This is a genomic window from Pseudoselenomonas ruminantium (assembly GCF_900142515.1).
GTDB classification, from domain to species: domain Bacteria; phylum Bacillota; class Negativicutes; order Selenomonadales; family Selenomonadaceae; genus Selenomonas_A; species Selenomonas_A ruminantium_D.
This window is the reverse complement of record NZ_FRBC01000011.1, coordinates 19978-36398: the sequence shown is the minus strand read 5'-3', so window position 1 is coordinate 36398 and position 16421 is coordinate 19978. Positions and strand designations below refer to the sequence as shown.

Annotated in this window: 16 protein-coding genes; 14 read left to right on the top strand and 2 right to left on the bottom strand. The window is 48.5% G+C overall.

What is annotated here, in order from left to right; translation table 11 throughout:
- Nucleotides 1–98 precede the first annotated feature (98 nt).
- Complete coding sequence (locus BUB68_RS06995; RefSeq protein ID WP_073089474.1) at nt 99–2189, top strand: methyl-accepting chemotaxis protein; 2091 nt, start codon at nt 99–101, stop codon at nt 2187–2189.
- A gap of 64 nt (nt 2190–2253) precedes the next feature.
- Here BUB68_RS06995 and BUB68_RS06990 read toward each other — a convergent pair whose 3' ends face one another.
- Nucleotides 2254–3669 carry an alanine/glycine:cation symporter family protein gene (locus BUB68_RS06990; RefSeq protein ID WP_073089472.1) on the bottom strand — a complete coding sequence of 472 codons (1416 nt, stop codon included), beginning with the start codon at nt 3667–3669 and terminating at the stop codon, nt 2254–2256.
- A 290-nt stretch (nt 3670–3959) separates the two neighbouring features.
- Here BUB68_RS06990 and BUB68_RS06985 point away from each other — a divergent pair, with 290 nt between their 5' ends.
- The 11 genes from BUB68_RS06985 (at nt 3960) to BUB68_RS06935 (ending at nt 11714) form a co-directional block, all read left to right on the top strand.
- A complete protein-coding gene (locus BUB68_RS06985; protein ID WP_073089469.1) occupies nt 3960–4739 on the top strand; it encodes a DUF6033 family protein in 780 nt (259 codons plus the stop codon).
- Between the two features lie 151 nt (nt 4740–4890).
- Entirely contained in the window at nt 4891–5142 is a 252-nt protein-coding gene (locus BUB68_RS06980) for an IreB family regulatory phosphoprotein (protein ID WP_073089467.1), read from the top strand.
- Nucleotides 5139–5555 carry a Holliday junction resolvase RuvX gene (ruvX, locus tag BUB68_RS06975; protein ID WP_014424680.1) on the top strand — a complete coding sequence of 139 codons (417 nt, stop codon included), beginning with the start codon at nt 5139–5141 and terminating at the stop codon, nt 5553–5555. The genes BUB68_RS06980 and ruvX overlap by 4 nt, the downstream gene beginning before the upstream one ends.
- Nucleotides 5556–5601: 46 nt before the next feature.
- Nucleotides 5602–5931 carry a DUF1292 domain-containing protein gene (locus BUB68_RS06970; RefSeq protein WP_073089464.1) on the top strand — a complete coding sequence of 110 codons (330 nt, stop codon included), beginning with the start codon at nt 5602–5604 and terminating at the stop codon, nt 5929–5931.
- 76 nt (nt 5932–6007) lie between these two features.
- Nucleotides 6008–7141 carry an endolytic transglycosylase MltG gene (mltG, locus tag BUB68_RS06965; protein ID WP_073089462.1) on the top strand — a complete coding sequence of 378 codons (1134 nt, stop codon included), beginning with the start codon at nt 6008–6010 and terminating at the stop codon, nt 7139–7141.
- Between the two features lie 2 nt (nt 7142–7143).
- Nucleotides 7144–7740, top strand: a complete 597-nt coding sequence (locus tag BUB68_RS06960; RefSeq protein WP_073089459.1) for an O-methyltransferase — start codon at nt 7144–7146, stop codon at nt 7738–7740.
- On the top strand, nt 7741–8973 hold the full coding sequence (locus BUB68_RS06955) for a peptidase U32 family protein (RefSeq protein WP_073089456.1): 1233 nt from the start codon (nt 7741–7743) through the stop codon (nt 8971–8973).
- Between the two features lie 80 nt (nt 8974–9053).
- On the top strand, nt 9054–9335 hold the full coding sequence (locus BUB68_RS06950; RefSeq protein ID WP_073089454.1) for an acylphosphatase: 282 nt from the start codon (nt 9054–9056) through the stop codon (nt 9333–9335).
- 11 nt (nt 9336–9346) lie between these two features.
- A complete protein-coding gene (gene aroQ, locus BUB68_RS06945) occupies nt 9347–9784 on the top strand; it encodes a type II 3-dehydroquinate dehydratase (protein WP_073089452.1) in 438 nt (145 codons plus the stop codon).
- Between the two features lie 134 nt (nt 9785–9918).
- A complete protein-coding gene (locus BUB68_RS06940; protein ID WP_073089449.1) occupies nt 9919–10998 on the top strand; it encodes a M24 family metallopeptidase in 1080 nt (359 codons plus the stop codon).
- A gap of 14 nt (nt 10999–11012) precedes the next feature.
- A complete protein-coding gene (locus tag BUB68_RS06935) occupies nt 11013–11714 on the top strand; it encodes an SIMPL domain-containing protein (RefSeq protein ID WP_073089447.1) in 702 nt (233 codons plus the stop codon).
- A 59-nt stretch (nt 11715–11773) separates the two neighbouring features.
- Here BUB68_RS06935 and BUB68_RS06930 read toward each other — a convergent pair whose 3' ends face one another.
- The gene (locus tag BUB68_RS06930) at nt 11774–12127 is read right to left on the bottom strand and encodes an ASCH domain-containing protein (RefSeq protein WP_073089444.1); all 354 of its coding nucleotides are present in this window, start codon (nt 12125–12127) and stop codon (nt 11774–11776) included.
- Between the two features lie 206 nt (nt 12128–12333).
- Here BUB68_RS06930 and BUB68_RS06925 point away from each other — a divergent pair, with 206 nt between their 5' ends.
- Nucleotides 12334–13314, top strand: coding sequence for a bifunctional heptose 7-phosphate kinase/heptose 1-phosphate adenyltransferase (locus BUB68_RS06925; RefSeq protein ID WP_073089441.1), 981 nt, complete (start codon nt 12334–12336; stop codon nt 13312–13314).
- A gap of 43 nt (nt 13315–13357) precedes the next feature.
- Nucleotides 13358–16273 carry an insulinase family protein gene (locus BUB68_RS06920; RefSeq protein ID WP_073089439.1) on the top strand — a complete coding sequence of 972 codons (2916 nt, stop codon included), beginning with the start codon at nt 13358–13360 and terminating at the stop codon, nt 16271–16273.
- The last annotated feature ends 148 nt before the right edge of the window (nt 16274–16421 follow it).

Sequence of the window (16421 nt, the reverse complement as noted above, 5' to 3'; positions counted from 1 at the left end):
ATCGTTTCGTGATTTTAGCAGGATATTCTTGCCTGGTTGTCGTATAAAAAACATAGATGTAGTAAGGTGTATAGGAAGTACATAAAGGAGATGAGGGAATGGGCGGATTGTTAGACCGGTTCAATGTCAAGCAGAAGATAATGATATCAGTATCGGTACTCTTTATCTTTGTTATGGCAGTGCTGGGATTTGTGCTGGATAGGATCATAACCAACAGCCAGATGGCCAATTTTGAGGAAGAGGCGGATTTGCAATCCACACAGGTGGATAATGCGATGGATCTTTTCCTTAATGGCTTGCGGGATGGCCTGGTGAATATGGCCAATGACCCGACGCTCAGAGCGGGCGGCGATATTACCCGCTATATGGATGAGGCTGTAACGGCTACGGCAGCTTCTGATGGCAATATTGCCATGGATCCGCAGGCAAAAGGCGGTTTTGAGCTGGCAGCTTATCAGGTTTTCCAGCGCTTCGGTGAATCACATAAGGCCGCAGTATCGGTAATCAGTTATGGTACCACGGATGGCGGCTATCTGCAGTATCCGGCTGTGAAGCGCAAGAAGGGCTATGATTCCCGTCAGCGTGACTGGTTCAAGGAAAGCATGGCCGATGTGAATAAGGTTCGCATCACCAAGCCGTTCAAGACTTCCAAGGGAACGCCAACCGTTGGTATCTTTGCCACGGTCAAGAGCATGACTGGCCAGCCTTTGGGTGTTTTGGGACTCAATATCGATTTACCGGTAGTTACGGATATGATTTCTGAGATCAAGATAGGTGAGACCGGTTATATCATGATGCTTGATGCGGATGGTGTGATCATTGCTGACCCCAAGCATCCGGATAAGGATTTCAAGAAACTGCCGGATGCAGAATTGGGCGATCTGTCCAATCTGGATACGACCAAAAGCCTCAAAGGCTTGCGGGAAGTGGAACTGGATGGCACGAAGAAAATGGTCAATACCTACGTTTCGGAAAAGACCGGTTATCGTTATCTGATCATTGTTGACCGTGCGCAGCTCATGGAAAATGTCAATCATATGCGCATGATACTGGGCGGCGTATTGGTAGTGGCTCTGATCCTGATCTTTATCGCTACTTATGCGATTTCCAATCTTATCGTATCGCCTTTGCGTGGGCTGCAGGATTCGGCAGAACGTCTGGCCGATGGCGATTTGCGCGACAGTGATCTGTCTGTGGAATCGGATGATGAGATTGGCAGTCTGGCACAATCTTTCCATAAGATGACCCGGGAACTTACTACACTTCTGAAACAGATCAAGGGCAGTGCCGACGAAGTATCGAATGCTTCCGGTCAGATGTCCAGCGGTGTGGAGCAGGTGGCAGAGACCATCACCCATGTGGCTGAACAGGTTGGTGATATCGCGGAAGCCACGAGCCATCAGAGTGATACCATCAACAATGTGGTGGGCAATATCCGGCAGATGGCTGAGCATGTCAATGGCATCGCGGATAAGTCTGCAAACATCAGCAAGACTTCTGGTATGGCCGGTGAGGCGGCTAAAGAAGGCGTGGCCGCTATTGAAGCAGCGGTTGACCAGATGAAGGTTGCCCATAAGACGGTGGTGGAATCGGCGAAGAATGTCGATGAACTGGGCAAGAGTTCTGAGCAGATTGGTGAAATCATCAGCACGATCCAGAGCATTGCCGAGCAGACGAACCTGCTGGCCCTCAATGCAGCTATCGAAGCAGCCCGGGCTGGTGAACAGGGACGTGGTTTCTCCGTAGTAGCAGATGAAGTCCGCAAACTGGCAGAACAGTCCTCCGAAGCCGCTACGGAAATCGCACAGATGATCAGCGGTGTACAGCAGGTGACCAAGCGTGCGGTGGAATCCATGAACGTAGGTACCGAGCAGGTCAGCACCAGCGGCCGTACGGTTGTCGAAGCCGGGGAAAAATTCCGTCAGATCGCTTCCCATATCGAGGAAGTGGATAATCTGGTCAAGGATGCGGCCCATAGCGCTTCAAGGGTAGCGGAAGACAGCGTAAGCGTACTGCGGGATGCTGAAGATGTGGATGAGACTACCAAGCAGATTACCCAGAATATTGCATCCATCTCGGCAGCAACCGAAGAACAGTCCGCTTCGATGGAAGAATTGGCAGCGTCCAGTCACAGATTGGCTAATATGGCAGAGGAACTTCAGAAGGAAAGTGCGAGATTCAAGTTCTGAGTTTCCTGGAGTATAGAAAAAGTGCAGTGAATCAGATTCACTGCACTTTTTCGTATGTGATGGATCAGTCTTTGTCTACGCCCCAAGCATGAATGCCATGCTCGTCGGGCAGGATTGCCGGGTCAAAGACCGGCTCGAGGCCTTGTTTTTTCTGTTCCAGGTAACTGGTGAAAGTCACATGCACATATTTATATAAGCGGGAAATCGCATAGAGATTGGTCAGGGCCAGAAGTCCCATAAAGAGGTCGGCTAGATTCCAGACCAAAGAAAGTTCAGCCATGCTGCCGAAAACGACCATGAAGATAACCAAAGCACGGAAGATAAAAAGCGCCGTTTTGCTTTTTGCTTCAAAAAAGGCAATGTTGATTTCACCATAGTAATAATTGCCGACGATGGAGCTGAAAGCGAACATGAGAATCATAAAGGAAACTGCTGCTGGAGCAGAGGCGCCGAATATGCTGCTGAGTGATGCCTGAGCCAGAGCGATACCGGTAAGGTCACCGCCAATCGTATACTGGCCTGTCAGGAGTACAATAAAGGCTGTGGCTGTGCATACAAGCCAGGTATCTACATAAACACCGAAAGCCTGGATGAGTCCCTGCTTCACGGGGTGACTGACATCAGCAGTGGCCGCTGCATTCGGGACGGAACCTTCACCGGCTTCGTTAGAGAAAAGGCCGCGTTTGACGCCTGTAAGAAGTACAGAACCAAGTCCGCCGCCTACGGCAGCTTGTGGGTTGAAGGCATCATGGAAAATAAGGGCAAACATGTCCGGAACTTTGTCGATATTGATCACTGTGATGAGGAGAGCTACAAGGATGTAAAGACCGGCCATGATCGGTACGAGGAATTCTGTGACCTGAGCGATACGCTGAACGCCTCCGCAGATGACCAAACCGGTGAAGAAAGCCAGCACACCAGCCGTAACGTATTGGGGAATGGCAAAGGCCGTGGCAGCAGATAACGCAATGGTATTGGCCTGCACAGAATTGTAGATCAGGCCAAAAGTCACTGCCAGCAACACTGCAAAGAGCTTGGCCACGCCAGACTGATGCAGAGCGTTTTTGATGTAATAAGCCGGACCGCCATGGAATGAGCCGTCAGGACGCTGAATCTTGTAGATCTGTGCCAGAGTGCTTTCCACAAAACCCGTGGCGCTGCCGATAAAGGCGATGATCCACATCCAGAATATTGCACCGGGACCGCCGGTTACGATGGCGATGGCTACGCCAGCGATATTGCCGACACCGACGCGGGAGGCAGTGCTGACACAGAATGCCTGAAAGGAACTGATAGCACGGCCGTCCGTCTTCTTGCCCACGCCTTCCGTCAGGAGCTTGATCATTTCTGGTAACATACTCAACTGCACGCATCTTGTGGACAGTGTGAAATAGATACCACACCCAATCAGGATGACAATCAGCACGTAAGACCATAATACGGTGTTGATGCTATCCACTATAGAATTTAACAATACCATAAAAAACCCTCTTTCTGTAAAATAATAAACGCCTTTTGCAATCAACCAACCAAAAATATACAGCAAAGCTGTAAATCTTGCTGGGGGCAAAAGGCGTCGTTGCCTGAATTATGATGTTCTCAACATAGGACATTATAACGAAATGCTCTGCGATTTGTCAAGAATTTGAGCGACAATAAAAATATTGCAATTCTGAATCTTTATGCTATACTGAAGATAGACAGATGTACCAAATGGTACCTTGCCTGTTGAGGAAAGGGATTTCGTCGAGTTTCAAAGGAGGATTGGAAATGGTCAACAGCATCACGAATCAGCAGCTCTTATCCTATCAAAAGAGTTTTTCAGCGAGAAAGAACGAGGAAAATGGCAAGCTGAGACAAAAGGAAGAAAAAGATCCACTGGCGCAGTATGGGGCGGATACAAAAGTAGAACTCTCAGATGAGGCAAGGGCGGCCTATGCCAATCAGGTTAAAGGTGTGAAGGCCTTTGCAGAAGAAAGCAATAGCGGTACAGAGAAGAAAGCACCAGAATTATCCAGTCGGGCCCAGGACTTACTGGGGAAATTACAGGAGAAGTATGGTGACAAATATGATTTTTTCGTCGTAGATGATGAAGAAGCCTTGCAAAATTTCCAGGGGCAGGGCAGCAAAGGCTATTCTGTGGTATTCACCAAGGATGAATTGGAACATATGGCCAATGATGAAGAATATGCTCAAAAGGTTATGGACACCGTTGATTCTATTGTGGATAAAGCGAAGGAAATGGAAGAAAAAGGTGAATTGGGGGAAGGGGTAAGACTCAAAAGTGTGATGATATCTGTAGAGGATGATGGCAATATGCGGCTTTTTGCCCAAATCGAAAAAATGGGCGAGGAACAGCAGGAACGCTTGGAAAAGGCCAAGGAAAAACATGCTGAAGAAAAACAGGTTGCTGAGGACAAAGCAGACGAAAAAGGTAGTTCACAAATAAAATCTGCGATAGTAGAGGCGTTCAATGCAGAAGAGCTGTGGGCGAAGATTCAGGAAATTGATTGGACTAAAATAAATGACAAGCAGGAAAAAGACGAATAAATTTACAGGATCAGGACAGGTCGATTTGGAAAGCAACGTCTGCTGGGGCGTTGCTTTTTGTCTGTGTGGATTTTCATGAATAAATATGGTAGGAATTTAAGCAGAAATATGGTATCATATAAGCTAGTGAAACATATCAGGGGGGATTCTCATGGTAAGTGAAGAAACTATGATGTTCAAAATGGGCGGCGAGGAAAACAAGGCCGAGACGATTATCCGTCAGGCTACTGCTGCCATGGTGGAGAAAGGCTATAATCCCGTCAATCAGCTGGTAGGGTATCTGCTTTCCGGTGATCCGGCTTATGTAACCAGCTACAAGGAAGCCCGGAGCCTTATCCGCAAGCTGGAACGCGATGAATTGTTGGAGGAACTGGTACGTTCCTATTTGGAGAAGCTTAAATGAAACGTTATATGTCGCTGGATATTGGCGACCGCACGGTAGGTATTGCCGTAAGTGATTTATTGGGGCTCACCGCCCAGGGCGTAGAAACCATCCGCCGGGGAGAACTGGAAGCAGATCTCAATCGTCTGGATGAACTGATCGCCCAGTACGAAGTGGATGAGCTCGTGTCCGGCTATCCCAAGAATATGAATGGTACGGAGGGCGAGCGCTGCCAGATCGTCAAGGATTTCATGGCAGAAGTCAGCAAGCGTCATCCGGATCTGCCCGTACATTTCTGGGATGAACGGCTATCGACGGTAGCGGCAACCCGCTCCCTGATTGAGGCAGATGTGTCCCGCAAGAAGCGGCGCAAGGTCATTGACAAGATGGCAGCGGTATTTATCCTGCAAGGCTGGCTTGACAGTCTTCATTGAGATAGGATAAAATAAATTATTGAAAAAAATGTAAGAGGTGAAGAAAATGGCACATAAAGAAGATATGCAGGATGAAGAAGGCGTAGTTGTTGTCATGACCGATGAGGAAGGCAACGAATACTATTACGAGGAAGAGATGATCATCCCCGTAGGCGAAGAGAGATATGCCCTGCTGATTGGCATCCACAACGAGGAAGATGGTCATGATCATTGCGGTTGTGGCTGTGGCTGCGAAGATGAAGAAGAGGATGTCATCATCGCGAAGATCGTCAAGGGCGCCGATGGCGAAGACGAGTATGTGGAGCCCACCGATGAGGAATTCGAGGCGGTACAGAAAGCCTACGATGCTCTGGTTGAAGAATCGGAACAAGAGTAAATAGGTAGAAGCTGCCATTCAGTTTACGGATGGCAGTTTTTTGTTTTGCCAAAAAATATGATGGGGAGATGTTGGTGTGGGGGATTTGCTTTCCAAGATCGGGGAGTTCAAGGACAAACTGGGAAAATGGCTGAATGGTGAAGATGTAACATTGGGCAATATTCAGGATGGGCTGAAAAGCAGCCAGTCATGGCTGGAATCCTTGACATGGAAACATTGGGCGGCGGCAGCAGCCGCTTTCATAGTGGCGATTGCACTGCTGACGGCTTTGTTTTTAGGCATGGATGATAAGGCTGTACCGAAGAATCTGGATCCAAACCAGACGATTTTCGTATCAGTAAAGAAGGGCATGAGCGCCAGCGATATCGGCGATGAACTTGTCAAGCATGGCGTCATCACCAACAAACGGACATTTTGGCTGAAGGTCAAGAAAAGCGATGCTGCGGACAAATTCAAGTCCGGGACCTATGCCTTCAAGCCAAATACGCCTCCGGAAGAAATCATTGCCAAATTGGTAGCCGGGGAAACGACGCAGGTGAAGTTCACGATTCCCGAGGGGTTTGGTGTAAAGGAAATCGCCAAGCGGCTCAGTGATGAAGGCCTGGTGGATGAAGATGAATTCCTGCGCAAGGCCAGGGATTATGCGCCTTACAGTTATATCAAGCGAGATAAGGATATCCGCTATGCCTGCGAAGGGTTTCTGTTCCCGGATACCTATGTGCTGCATGAAGAACCGTCTGTGGATGGCATCATGAAGATGATGGCCGAAGATCTGGATACCCGTCTGACGCCGAAAATGCGGCAGCGGGCAGCGGAGCTGGATCTGTCCATCCATGAGCTGATTACCATGGCTTCGCTGGTGGAAAAAGAGGCAATGTATGCTGAGGATCGGCCTATTATCGCGCAGGTGTTCTTCAAACGGCTCAAGCTCGGCATGCCCCTGCAGACCGATACTACGATACAGTATCTTCTCGATGAGCCCAAGGAAGATGTGAGCATCAAGGATACGAAGATTGAGTCTCCCTATAATACCTATCAGATAAAGGGACTGCCTCCGGGACCGGTGGCCAGCCCCGGCATGGCGGCCATCGAGGCCGTGCTTTATCCGGCTGATACGGATTATCTCTATTTCGTGGCGGATCGTCAGGGTCATAATCATTATTCAAATACCTATGTTGAACATCAGCAGATTGTAGAACAGGTGCGATAATATTGGAAACTTTATTACGGGAGATGGAGGCTTTTGCTGGCCTTCATCATGTCCCCATCATCAATGAACGCGGGCGGCAGGCATTCCTGCAAGTGGTGCGGGAAGCCCGGCCGCATCGTGTATTGGAAATCGGTACGGCTATTGGCTATTCCAGCCTGCTGATGGCCATGAATGGCGCAGAAGATATTGAAATCACGACATTGGAGCTGAGTGACGAACGGATAAGGACGGCACAAGGCTATATTGACCGGTCAGCTTATGCTGGCCGGATTCGCATTATCGGCGGTGATGCAGCGGAAAATCTGACAAAACTGCAGCTGACCGGTCAAAAATTTGACTTCGTCTTCATTGACGCGGCCAAGGGGCAATATGTGGATTATTTCCACAAAATACAGCCCATGCTGGCTGATAAGGTCACGATACTGGCGGACAATGTCTTGTTCCGTGGCTATGTCAAGGGTGATGTGCCTACACCACGCCGCTTCAAGACTATTGTGAAGCGGTTGCGGGAATATATCGGGCTGGTCAGCCAGCCTCCCTTTGTAACGGAAATATTGGAAAACGGCGATGGACTCGCCGTAACGAGGAGAGTTTTATAAATGCTTAAGAAACCTGAACTCCTTGCGCCGGCAGGGAATTTGGAAAAGATGAAGATGGCGGTGCTTTACGGCGCTGATGCGGTTTATCTGGGCGGCAAAGCCTTTGGCCTGAGGGCCTTTGGTGGCAATTTCACCTATGAGGAACTGAAGGAAGCGGTAGGTTTTGCCCATGCCCGCGGGAAGAAAGTCTATGTGACGGTCAATATCTTCCCGCATAACAGTGATATCGAAAAATTGCCGGAATATCTGCGCTATCTGCAGGAAATTCAGGTAGATGCCTTGTTGGTGGCGGATTTGGGCGTGTTTTCCCTGTGCCGCAAGTTGATTCCCGATATGGAACTGCATATCAGCACGCAGGCTAACAATACCAATTGGGCAACGGTCAATGCCTGGAAGGAAATGGGGGCTAAGCGCGTGGTGCTGGCTCGTGAGATGAGCCTCAACGAAATCCGGGAAATCCGGGAAAAATGTGATATAGACCTGGAAATGTTCATGCATGGTGCCATGTGTATTTCCTACTCGGGGCGCTGCCTGCTGTCCAATTATTTCACAGGCCGTGATTCCAACCGTGGCAGCTGTGCCCAGTCCTGCCGCTGGAAATATGCGCTGGTGGAGGAAACCAGGCCAGGCAAGTATTTTCCCATCGAGGAAGACGAGCGGGGCACTTATATCATGAATTCCAAGGATATGTGCCTGATGCCCCATATCCGGGATGTCATTGAAAGCGGTGTGGACAGTCTCAAGATTGAGGGCCGCATGAAGAGCGTCCACTATGCCGCCAGCGTGACCAAGGCTTATCGTCTGGCTATTGACAGCTACTTTGCTGATCCGGAGAATTTTGAAGTCAGGCAGGAATGGATGGATGAGCTGGAGAAGGTTTCCCATCGGGCATATACGACAGGTTTCTACTATCATCAGCCGGATGCTGATGACCAGATCTACGGCAAGACATCCTATGACCAGACCTCAGATTTTGTGGGGTTGGTGCGCTCCTATGATGCCGCTACAGGCTATGCTGTGGTGGAACAGCGCAATAATATGAAATTGGGGCAGGAACTCGAAGTGTTCCAGCCGACAGGGCCGCTTTACCGACAGAAAATTACCTCGATGATCGACAATGAGACCAATGAGGAGATCTCTGTGGCACCCCATCCCCAGCAGATTATCCGCATGAAGATGGAACAGCCGGTGGAACCCTATACGATTTTGCGGCGTGATATTGTAAATAAATAGACTTTGTTTACAAATGTTAATAAAAATAGTACAATATAACCTGTAATTTGTAATATCGCAACTTGAAGGAGGTAATTATCATGGCAGATTTGGTTCGTTATTTCGGCACGGCCACGGGAACGGTACAGGGTGTGGGCTTCCGCATGTTTGTGCAGCAGAATGCTTCGGAACTTGGCATCACGGGCTGGGTGAAGAATATGGACGATGGCACGGTGACCATGGAAGTGCAGGGCACCCAGGAGGCTGTTGACCGGCTGGAAGAGGTTATCCGTCAAGGCAATTACTTCATCAAGGTGCAGAGCTTCGGGCTGGAAGTCCGGGATGTTATCGCCATGGAACGGCGTTTTGATATTCGCTATTGAGGAGGCTGTTCATGCATAAGGTTTTGGTTTTAAATGGTCCGAATCTCAATCTGCTGGGAACCCGGGAGCCGGAGATTTACGGCAGCACTACGCTCAAAGACATCGAGGAGATGCTGCAGAAGCGGGGGGCTGAAGCGGGTATCGAGGTGGACTGCTTCCAGTCCAATCATGAAGGGGTGCTGGTGGATAAGATTCAGGCGGCCCGCGGTGTGTATGATTACATCATCTTCAATGCGGCAGCTTTCACTCACTACAGCATTGCCTTGCGGGATGCCATTGCCGCGGTGGAGGTACCTTTGATTGAGGTGCATATCTCCAATATCCACAAACGTGAGGAGTTCCGGCATGATTCCGTGCTGGCGCCCGTGGCTGTCGGACAGATATGCGGATTAGGGGTTGAGAGCTATTTGGCAGCTCTTGAGGCCATTATCTACAAGTTAAAGAGTTGATGTACTTTTCTTTGCCACAAAGAAAGGTATCAAAAGAAATTGTGGCCTGAAATCCCGTCCGGGGATTTACGGTCACTGGCGCCCATCCTTGGGCGCCAGGATTTTTTCGTTAAAGTAGGAGATGAAGCATTTTTATGCAGAAAAATCGTTTGGAAGCTTTACGGGCTTTGCTTAGTGAGAAAGATTTGGATGCGGTAATCATCACGAAATATGTGAACCTGCATTATTTCAGTGGGTTCCGTGGTGATGATACTACCCTGGTTATCGGCAAGAATGATGCGATGCTGATTACGGACAGCCGTTATACGGAGCAGGCGGGGCAGCAGGCGCCGCTCTTTGAGATCGTGGAGCAGAAGGATGGATTGCTCTCCAAGACGGCGGAGTGCGTGAAGAAGATCGGCGCCAAGAAAGTCGGTTTTGAAGGCAATGACCTTATCTATGATTATTTCACCAGATTGGGTGAGCTGCTGGATGGCTGCGAGTTCAAGACGCCGCTGAAGCTGGATACTTTGCGCCAGATCAAAGATGAGGAAGAAATCGCTAATATCCGCAAGGCTTGTGCGATTGTGGACATTGCCTTTGCGGATATGCTCACCTATATCCGTCCGGGCATGACGGAGGTACAGGCAGCAGCACATCTGGAGAACTGCATGCGGGAAAATGGTTCGGAAGGACCGTCTTTCACAACCATCATGGCTTCCGGTGTGCGTGGCAGCCTGCCGCATGGTATCGCTACGGACAAGGTCATCAATGAGGGCGAGTTCCTGACCATGGACTTTGGCGCCTTCTATGGTGGCTATGCTTCAGATATCACCCGCACCATCTGCATTGGCAAGGCTGATGAGAAGCAGCGCAGGATTTATAAGGCTGTGCTGGAATCCCAGCTGCTGGGCCTGAATAAAATCAAGCCGGGTGTGTCCGGCAAGTCCGTTCATGAAGCCGTGCGGGCTAATCTGGCCAAGTATGACCTGGCGCAGTATTTCGGCCATGGTCTCGGCCATAGCTTAGGTCTGGAAATCCATGAAGAACCGCGCCTGTCGCCGAAGAGCACCTGCGAGGCATTGCAGCCGGGGATGCTGGTGACGGATGAACCGGGCGTATATCTGCCGGGCTGGGGCGGCTTGCGTATCGAAGATACCGTGCTGGTAACGGAAACGGGCTGTGAACCTTTGACCAAGGCGCCGAAAGAATTGATTGAGATCAGAGTACGTTGATAGCGGGGGTTTTTATGAGGTTTGCTAAGTTTTTCGTTGCGTTTGCAGCAATGGTGGTCTTGTGCATGCCCATGGCCTTGGCAGCAGAGGCACCTGTTTTATCGGTGGATGGACGTGGCAGTGCTGCTATAACTCCTGATCAGGCTGTTATAACGGTAGGAGTGACTACTCACGCACGTAATGCCAATCAGGCACAGGCAGAAAATGCGCAAAAATCGGCAGCAATAACCCAGGCTTTGCAAAGGATGGGAGTAGCTGCTAATGATATTAAGAGCCAGAATTTTTCCTTTGCTCCTGATTACCATATGGATGAAAAAAGACGTAATGAAATCAGTGGCTATACGGCCAATCACTCCCTGCAGGTTAATGTCCGGGATGTGGCCAAGATTGGAAAAATCATTGATGCAGCGTTGAATGCTGGTGCAAATGAGGTCACTTCTTTGCGTTTTTCTGTCAGCAATCAGAATAAAGTTCGTCAGGAAGCCTTAGAACAGGCGATTGCTGATGCCCGCAATAAGGCAGATATCATCGCCCGTGGTTTGGGCCGGCAGATTGTGGGCATCAAGTCGGTATCAGAAAGTACCGGCTATATCGAAGCGCGTTCTTATAGTGGCAATATGATGATGGCTGCGAAGGCTGCTGATACCAATATAGAGCCAGGGACGATTTCTCTGGATGCTTCAGTACATATTGATTTTCTTTTATCAGACCATTGATTTCCATAGTTATATGATAATGGGCACAGCTACGCAATAGTAGCTGTGCCCATTATGTTTTACAGGGATTCGTGGATCTCTGTGAAATAGATAACGGTAACGGTATCTTCCATCAGGATACGGCGTTTGTAGATTTTCTCAAAATCCGCCACCAGTTCCTCTTGGGAGTTTATTTCCGGATTTTGATGACCTAAATCATTGGACGTCAGGGTCCCCATGGTCTTAACCCGTACCTTGTCGAGATAAGCCGGATAGAGTTTGAGCTTTGGCTCACCTTTTACGCCGGTGGTAATCCAGACAACAGAGCCTTCGGGATACAGCTGGCTGACATCTCCTAAGCGTACCGTACAATTCTTGGTGCGCTCCATCAGCATTTTCTTATGCTTGGCAGCTTGAAAATTCAAGGCCATCATAAAGCAACATCTCCTATCTGTTTATGTATAATAATTACTTGTTTTTTATTATAGCATGGATTGTTATCTTTTGACAGCTTTTACTTGTAAAGTTGTATAGCAGGAGTTTTTTTTCTTTTTAGCGAATATACGAAATAAAGGAGTGTCGCACCTTCATTTTCAATCATCTTTGTGCCGTCAGCGACAGCGGTGGAATGGAGTTTAATATGGATGGACAGCGTCTGCGGGACTTTTTAGCTGAGAAGCCCAAACAGTGTAAGGTATTAGTGGCGGGAGATATCATGCTGGATAAGTATTACTACGGTGAAGTGACCCGTATATCCGGTGAAGCTCCCGTTCCCATCACGCGGGTGAAATCATCATCGGAAAAACTGGGGGGCGGCGCCAATATTGCATATAGTTTGGCTGTATTAGGGTGCCAGGTCAGCATCACCGGTTTTGTAGGTAAGGATACACATTGTGAAAGTCTGGTGGAAAAGTTTCAGCATTACGGTATTGATGCCACTGGACTTATCTATACGAGTCGGCCGACTACGACAAAAGTGCGTGTCATGAGCGACAACCAGCAGATGTTCCGCGTGGATTTTGAGGCAGATCAGGCCATTGACTTGCAGGATATGGCGCGCTTCGAACAGTATATTGGTGAAAAACTCAGTGAGAGTTTGGACTGTGTCATTATTTCGGACCATGCCAATGGCGCTTGCACTGATGCATCCTGCAATTGGATCATTGAGAAATGCCACAATCATGGTGTGCCGGTGGTAGTGGATATGAGTACCTCTTCCTGGGTGAATTATCGGAATGCGGATTACATCGTATCGAATTTAAAGCGTATCAATCAGCAGCTCCTGCAACCGATTGAAAATGAAGATGCCGCAGTGGAGAAGGCATGTCACTATCTGATGCGTAAATTCCATATCAAGAATATCATCGCCACCCGTTCGCAGAAGGGCATGGCTTTGGTGCAGGAAAATGAGACGATACATATTCCAACCAAAGCGCAGGAACTTTTTGATGTATTGGGGGCTACTGATGCGGTAACGGCTGTGTTTGGCCTGACTTTGGCGGGCGGTTTGCCGCCAGCTTTGGGCGCATACCTTGCTAATCTGGCAGCCAGCCGGGTTGTGGCCAGGTTGGGAACCTATGCCGTTACGCGTGAGGAACTTGAGAGCTTGCTGATACAGTGATATAATATTGCAGGATAATAAATTGCAAAACAGGAGTGATTTTGTGAAGATCAATGACCATATTCATGGATTTAAAGTAATAAATTGCAGCGAAAGCAAGGAAACAAGTTCTATTGCCTGGACATTTGAACACGAAAAAAGCGGGGCCCGTCTCTTTTTTTTGCAGAATGATGATGATAATAAAGTATTTTCCATCAGCTTTCGCACACCGCCATTTGATGACACAGGCGTTGCGCATATTGTGGAGCATTCGACTCTTTGCGGCAGCCGCAAGTATCCGTTGAAAGAACCGTTTGTGGAGCTGGTGAAGGGATCTTTGAATACCTTCCTCAATGCCATGACTTATCCGGATAAGACCATGTATCCTGTGGCTAGCCGCAATGATAAGGACTTTCAGAATCTGATGGATGTATACCTTGATGCGGTGTTCTACCCTGCTATGCTGGAGAATCCGCAGATCCTGATGCAGGAAGGATGGCATTATGAAATTGAAAAAGCTGATGATCCTTTGATTTATAGCGGTGTTGTCTATAATGAAATGAAGGGGGCGCTGTCCTCTCCGGATGATTTATTGGAAAATCACATTATGGCAACTCTTTATCCGGATACTACATATGGGTATGAATCTGGTGGAGATCCGGAAGCTATTCCCCAGCTGACTTATGAGATGTTCAAGGATTTTCATCAGCGCTATTATCATCCCAGCAACAGCTATATCTATCTTTATGGTGATATGGATATTGAGGAAAAGCTGGCCTATTTGGATCAGGAATACCTGTCAGATTTTGAAAGAATCTCCTTGGATTCGCACATTGAAAGACAGGAAAAGTTTACCAGTTTGCAGCGCAAGGAGCTGCAATATCCTGTGAGTTCGGATGAAGAGACTGCGGACAAGACGTTCCTTTCTCTTAACTGGGTGACAGGCGAATCGCTGAACCCTGTAGACATGATGGGATTGGAAATCCTGGAACATGCATTGCTGCGGACGCCGGCGGCACCTTTGCGCAAAGCCTTGTTGGATGCCCAGTTGGGCAAGGATGTGGATTCTTCTTTTGAAGATGACATATTACAGCCGTTCTTCAGCATTATCATCAACAATTCTGAATCTGAAAAGGCAGATGAGTTTTATCGCATTGTGCTGGAAACATTGCAGAGATTGGCTGATGAGGGAATTGATCGTACCCTTTTGGAAGCATCCATCAATCTGCTGGAATTCCGCTTGCGGGAGTCGGATTTCGGCTCTGCGCCCAAGGGGCTTATTTATGGCATCCGTATCATGAAGACCTGGCTCTATGATGGCTTACCGGAGACAGTATTGGGGTATGAAAGCACACTGAAGGCCATGAAGGAAGGTCTGGATAACGGCTATTTTGAAGATCTGATCCGCCGGTACTTCCTAGCCAACAAGCATGCTGCCTTGATTACGATGGCACCTTCCTCGAAAATGGCAGCAGAGCGGGAGGCAAAACAGACTGAGATCCTGGCCGCTCATAAAGCTGAACTGAGCAAGGAAGAAATAGCTCAGCTGATTGAGGAAAACAAAGCATTGAAAGCGCGGCAGCAGAGTGAGGATACGGAAGAAGCACTAAGGACGATTCCGCTGCTGAAGCTTAGTGATATCCGCCGCAAGGCCTATGAATTGCCTTTAGAGGAAAAAGATCTGGATGGCACGAAAATCTTGTTCAGTGATGTTGAAACCAGTGGCATTACCTATGTCAGTATGCTCTTTGATGCCCAGGTCGTGCCGCAGGAAGATCTCCCGTATGCATTTTTGTTGAGTGAGTTGCTCGGCAATGTGGATACGGAAGTGAGCACTTATGCAGAGCTGGCTAATCGCAAGAATCTGCATACTGGTGGCATCACCTATGATATGGTTACTTATACGAAAAAGAATGAGCCGGATTCCAGCGTACCGAAGTTTAAAGTCAAGGCTAAGGTCTTGCGGGAAAAGATGCCACAGTTGCTGGAGTTGCTGCAGGAAATCCTCATGACCAGCCGGTTCCAGGATGAAAAGCGGATGCGGGAGCTTTTGGAACAGGAGCAGGCAACTATCGAATTGAATCTGCAGCGTTCTGCGCATCAGGTCGTCAGTGCTCGTCTGGCCGGTTATCTGACGCCGGCAGGGCGTTATGCAGATGAGGGAGGATTGGCTTTTTATCCTTTCATTAAAGGCGTGTTGGCGGATTTCCCCGGTAATTTGCCGGCTATCAGCGCAAAACTCAGCGAGCTGGCACGGAAAATCTTTAACCGCCGCAATTTGATTGTCAGTGTGACAGATAATGCTGCAGCTTATGATGGTTTTGCTGCAGATTTCAGCCGCTTCCAGCAGGGATTAGGGACTGAAACCTACCCCGCTCAGGAATATCATTGGGATTTGCGTGCTTTGAACGAGGGGCTTACCTCATCCAGCCGGGTGCAGTATGTAGGCAAAGGAGCCAACTTCCTGAAACTTGGTTATGGTTTTACAGGAACCATGCATGTATTAGAAACCATTTTGCGTTATGATTATTTCTGGACCAAAATCCGCGTGCAAGGTGGGGCTTATGGTGCGTTTACCAGTTTCAATCGTAATGGTATGATGTATTTTGGCTCCTATCGCGATCCAAACCTTACGGAGACATTGGCTGTATTTGATGGTACCGCTGATTACATTGCTGGATTTGCTGCTTCAGAACGGGAAATGGATAAGTATATCATTGGCACCATGAGTGGTATTGATACGCCGCTTACGCCACAGATGAAAGGCAGCGCGGCGGCCACTTGCTGGCTCAGGGGGATTACAGAAGCAGATCGCCAACAGGCTAGGGATGAAATCCTGGATACGCGTCAGGCGGATGTCCAAAAATTGGCTGCAATGGTGAAAGATTGCATGGCTGAAAATGTTCTGTGTGTATTTGGAGGACAGGAAAAGATCAATGCGCATAAAGAGATATTCGGTGAAGTACGTCCGGCGCTTTGATGGAACGTGTTCATCGGCAGATACCGCATCTGGGTCACGGTATGTTTGAAAGGAAAAAACTGGTAAATTTTTCCTGAAAATAAATGCATAAATTTCCAGAACGTGTTATACTAAAGAGGCTTTCCAAAAGGAGAGCCTTTTATTTTTG

Coding starts and splice junctions, on each gene's coding strand:
- BUB68_RS06995 (WP_073089474.1), top strand. CDS start 99: ATGGGCGGATTGTTAGACCGGTTCAATGTCAAGCAGAAGATAATGATA.
- BUB68_RS06990 (WP_073089472.1), bottom strand. CDS start 3,669: ATGGTATTGTTAAATTCTATAGTGGATAGCATCAACACCGTATTATGG.
- BUB68_RS06985 (WP_073089469.1), top strand. CDS start 3,960: ATGGTCAACAGCATCACGAATCAGCAGCTCTTATCCTATCAAAAGAGT.
- BUB68_RS06980 (WP_073089467.1), top strand. CDS start 4,891: ATGGTAAGTGAAGAAACTATGATGTTCAAAATGGGCGGCGAGGAAAAC.
- ruvX (WP_014424680.1), top strand. CDS start 5,139: ATGAAACGTTATATGTCGCTGGATATTGGCGACCGCACGGTAGGTATT.
- BUB68_RS06970 (WP_073089464.1), top strand. CDS start 5,602: ATGGCACATAAAGAAGATATGCAGGATGAAGAAGGCGTAGTTGTTGTC.
- BUB68_RS06955 (WP_073089456.1), top strand. CDS start 7,741: ATGCTTAAGAAACCTGAACTCCTTGCGCCGGCAGGGAATTTGGAAAAG.
- BUB68_RS06950 (WP_073089454.1), top strand. CDS start 9,054: ATGGCAGATTTGGTTCGTTATTTCGGCACGGCCACGGGAACGGTACAG.
- aroQ (WP_073089452.1), top strand. CDS start 9,347: ATGCATAAGGTTTTGGTTTTAAATGGTCCGAATCTCAATCTGCTGGGA.
- BUB68_RS06940 (WP_073089449.1), top strand. CDS start 9,919: ATGCAGAAAAATCGTTTGGAAGCTTTACGGGCTTTGCTTAGTGAGAAA.
- BUB68_RS06935 (WP_073089447.1), top strand. CDS start 11,013: ATGAGGTTTGCTAAGTTTTTCGTTGCGTTTGCAGCAATGGTGGTCTTG.
- BUB68_RS06930 (WP_073089444.1), bottom strand. CDS start 12,127: ATGATGGCCTTGAATTTTCAAGCTGCCAAGCATAAGAAAATGCTGATG.
- BUB68_RS06925 (WP_073089441.1), top strand. CDS start 12,334: ATGGATGGACAGCGTCTGCGGGACTTTTTAGCTGAGAAGCCCAAACAG.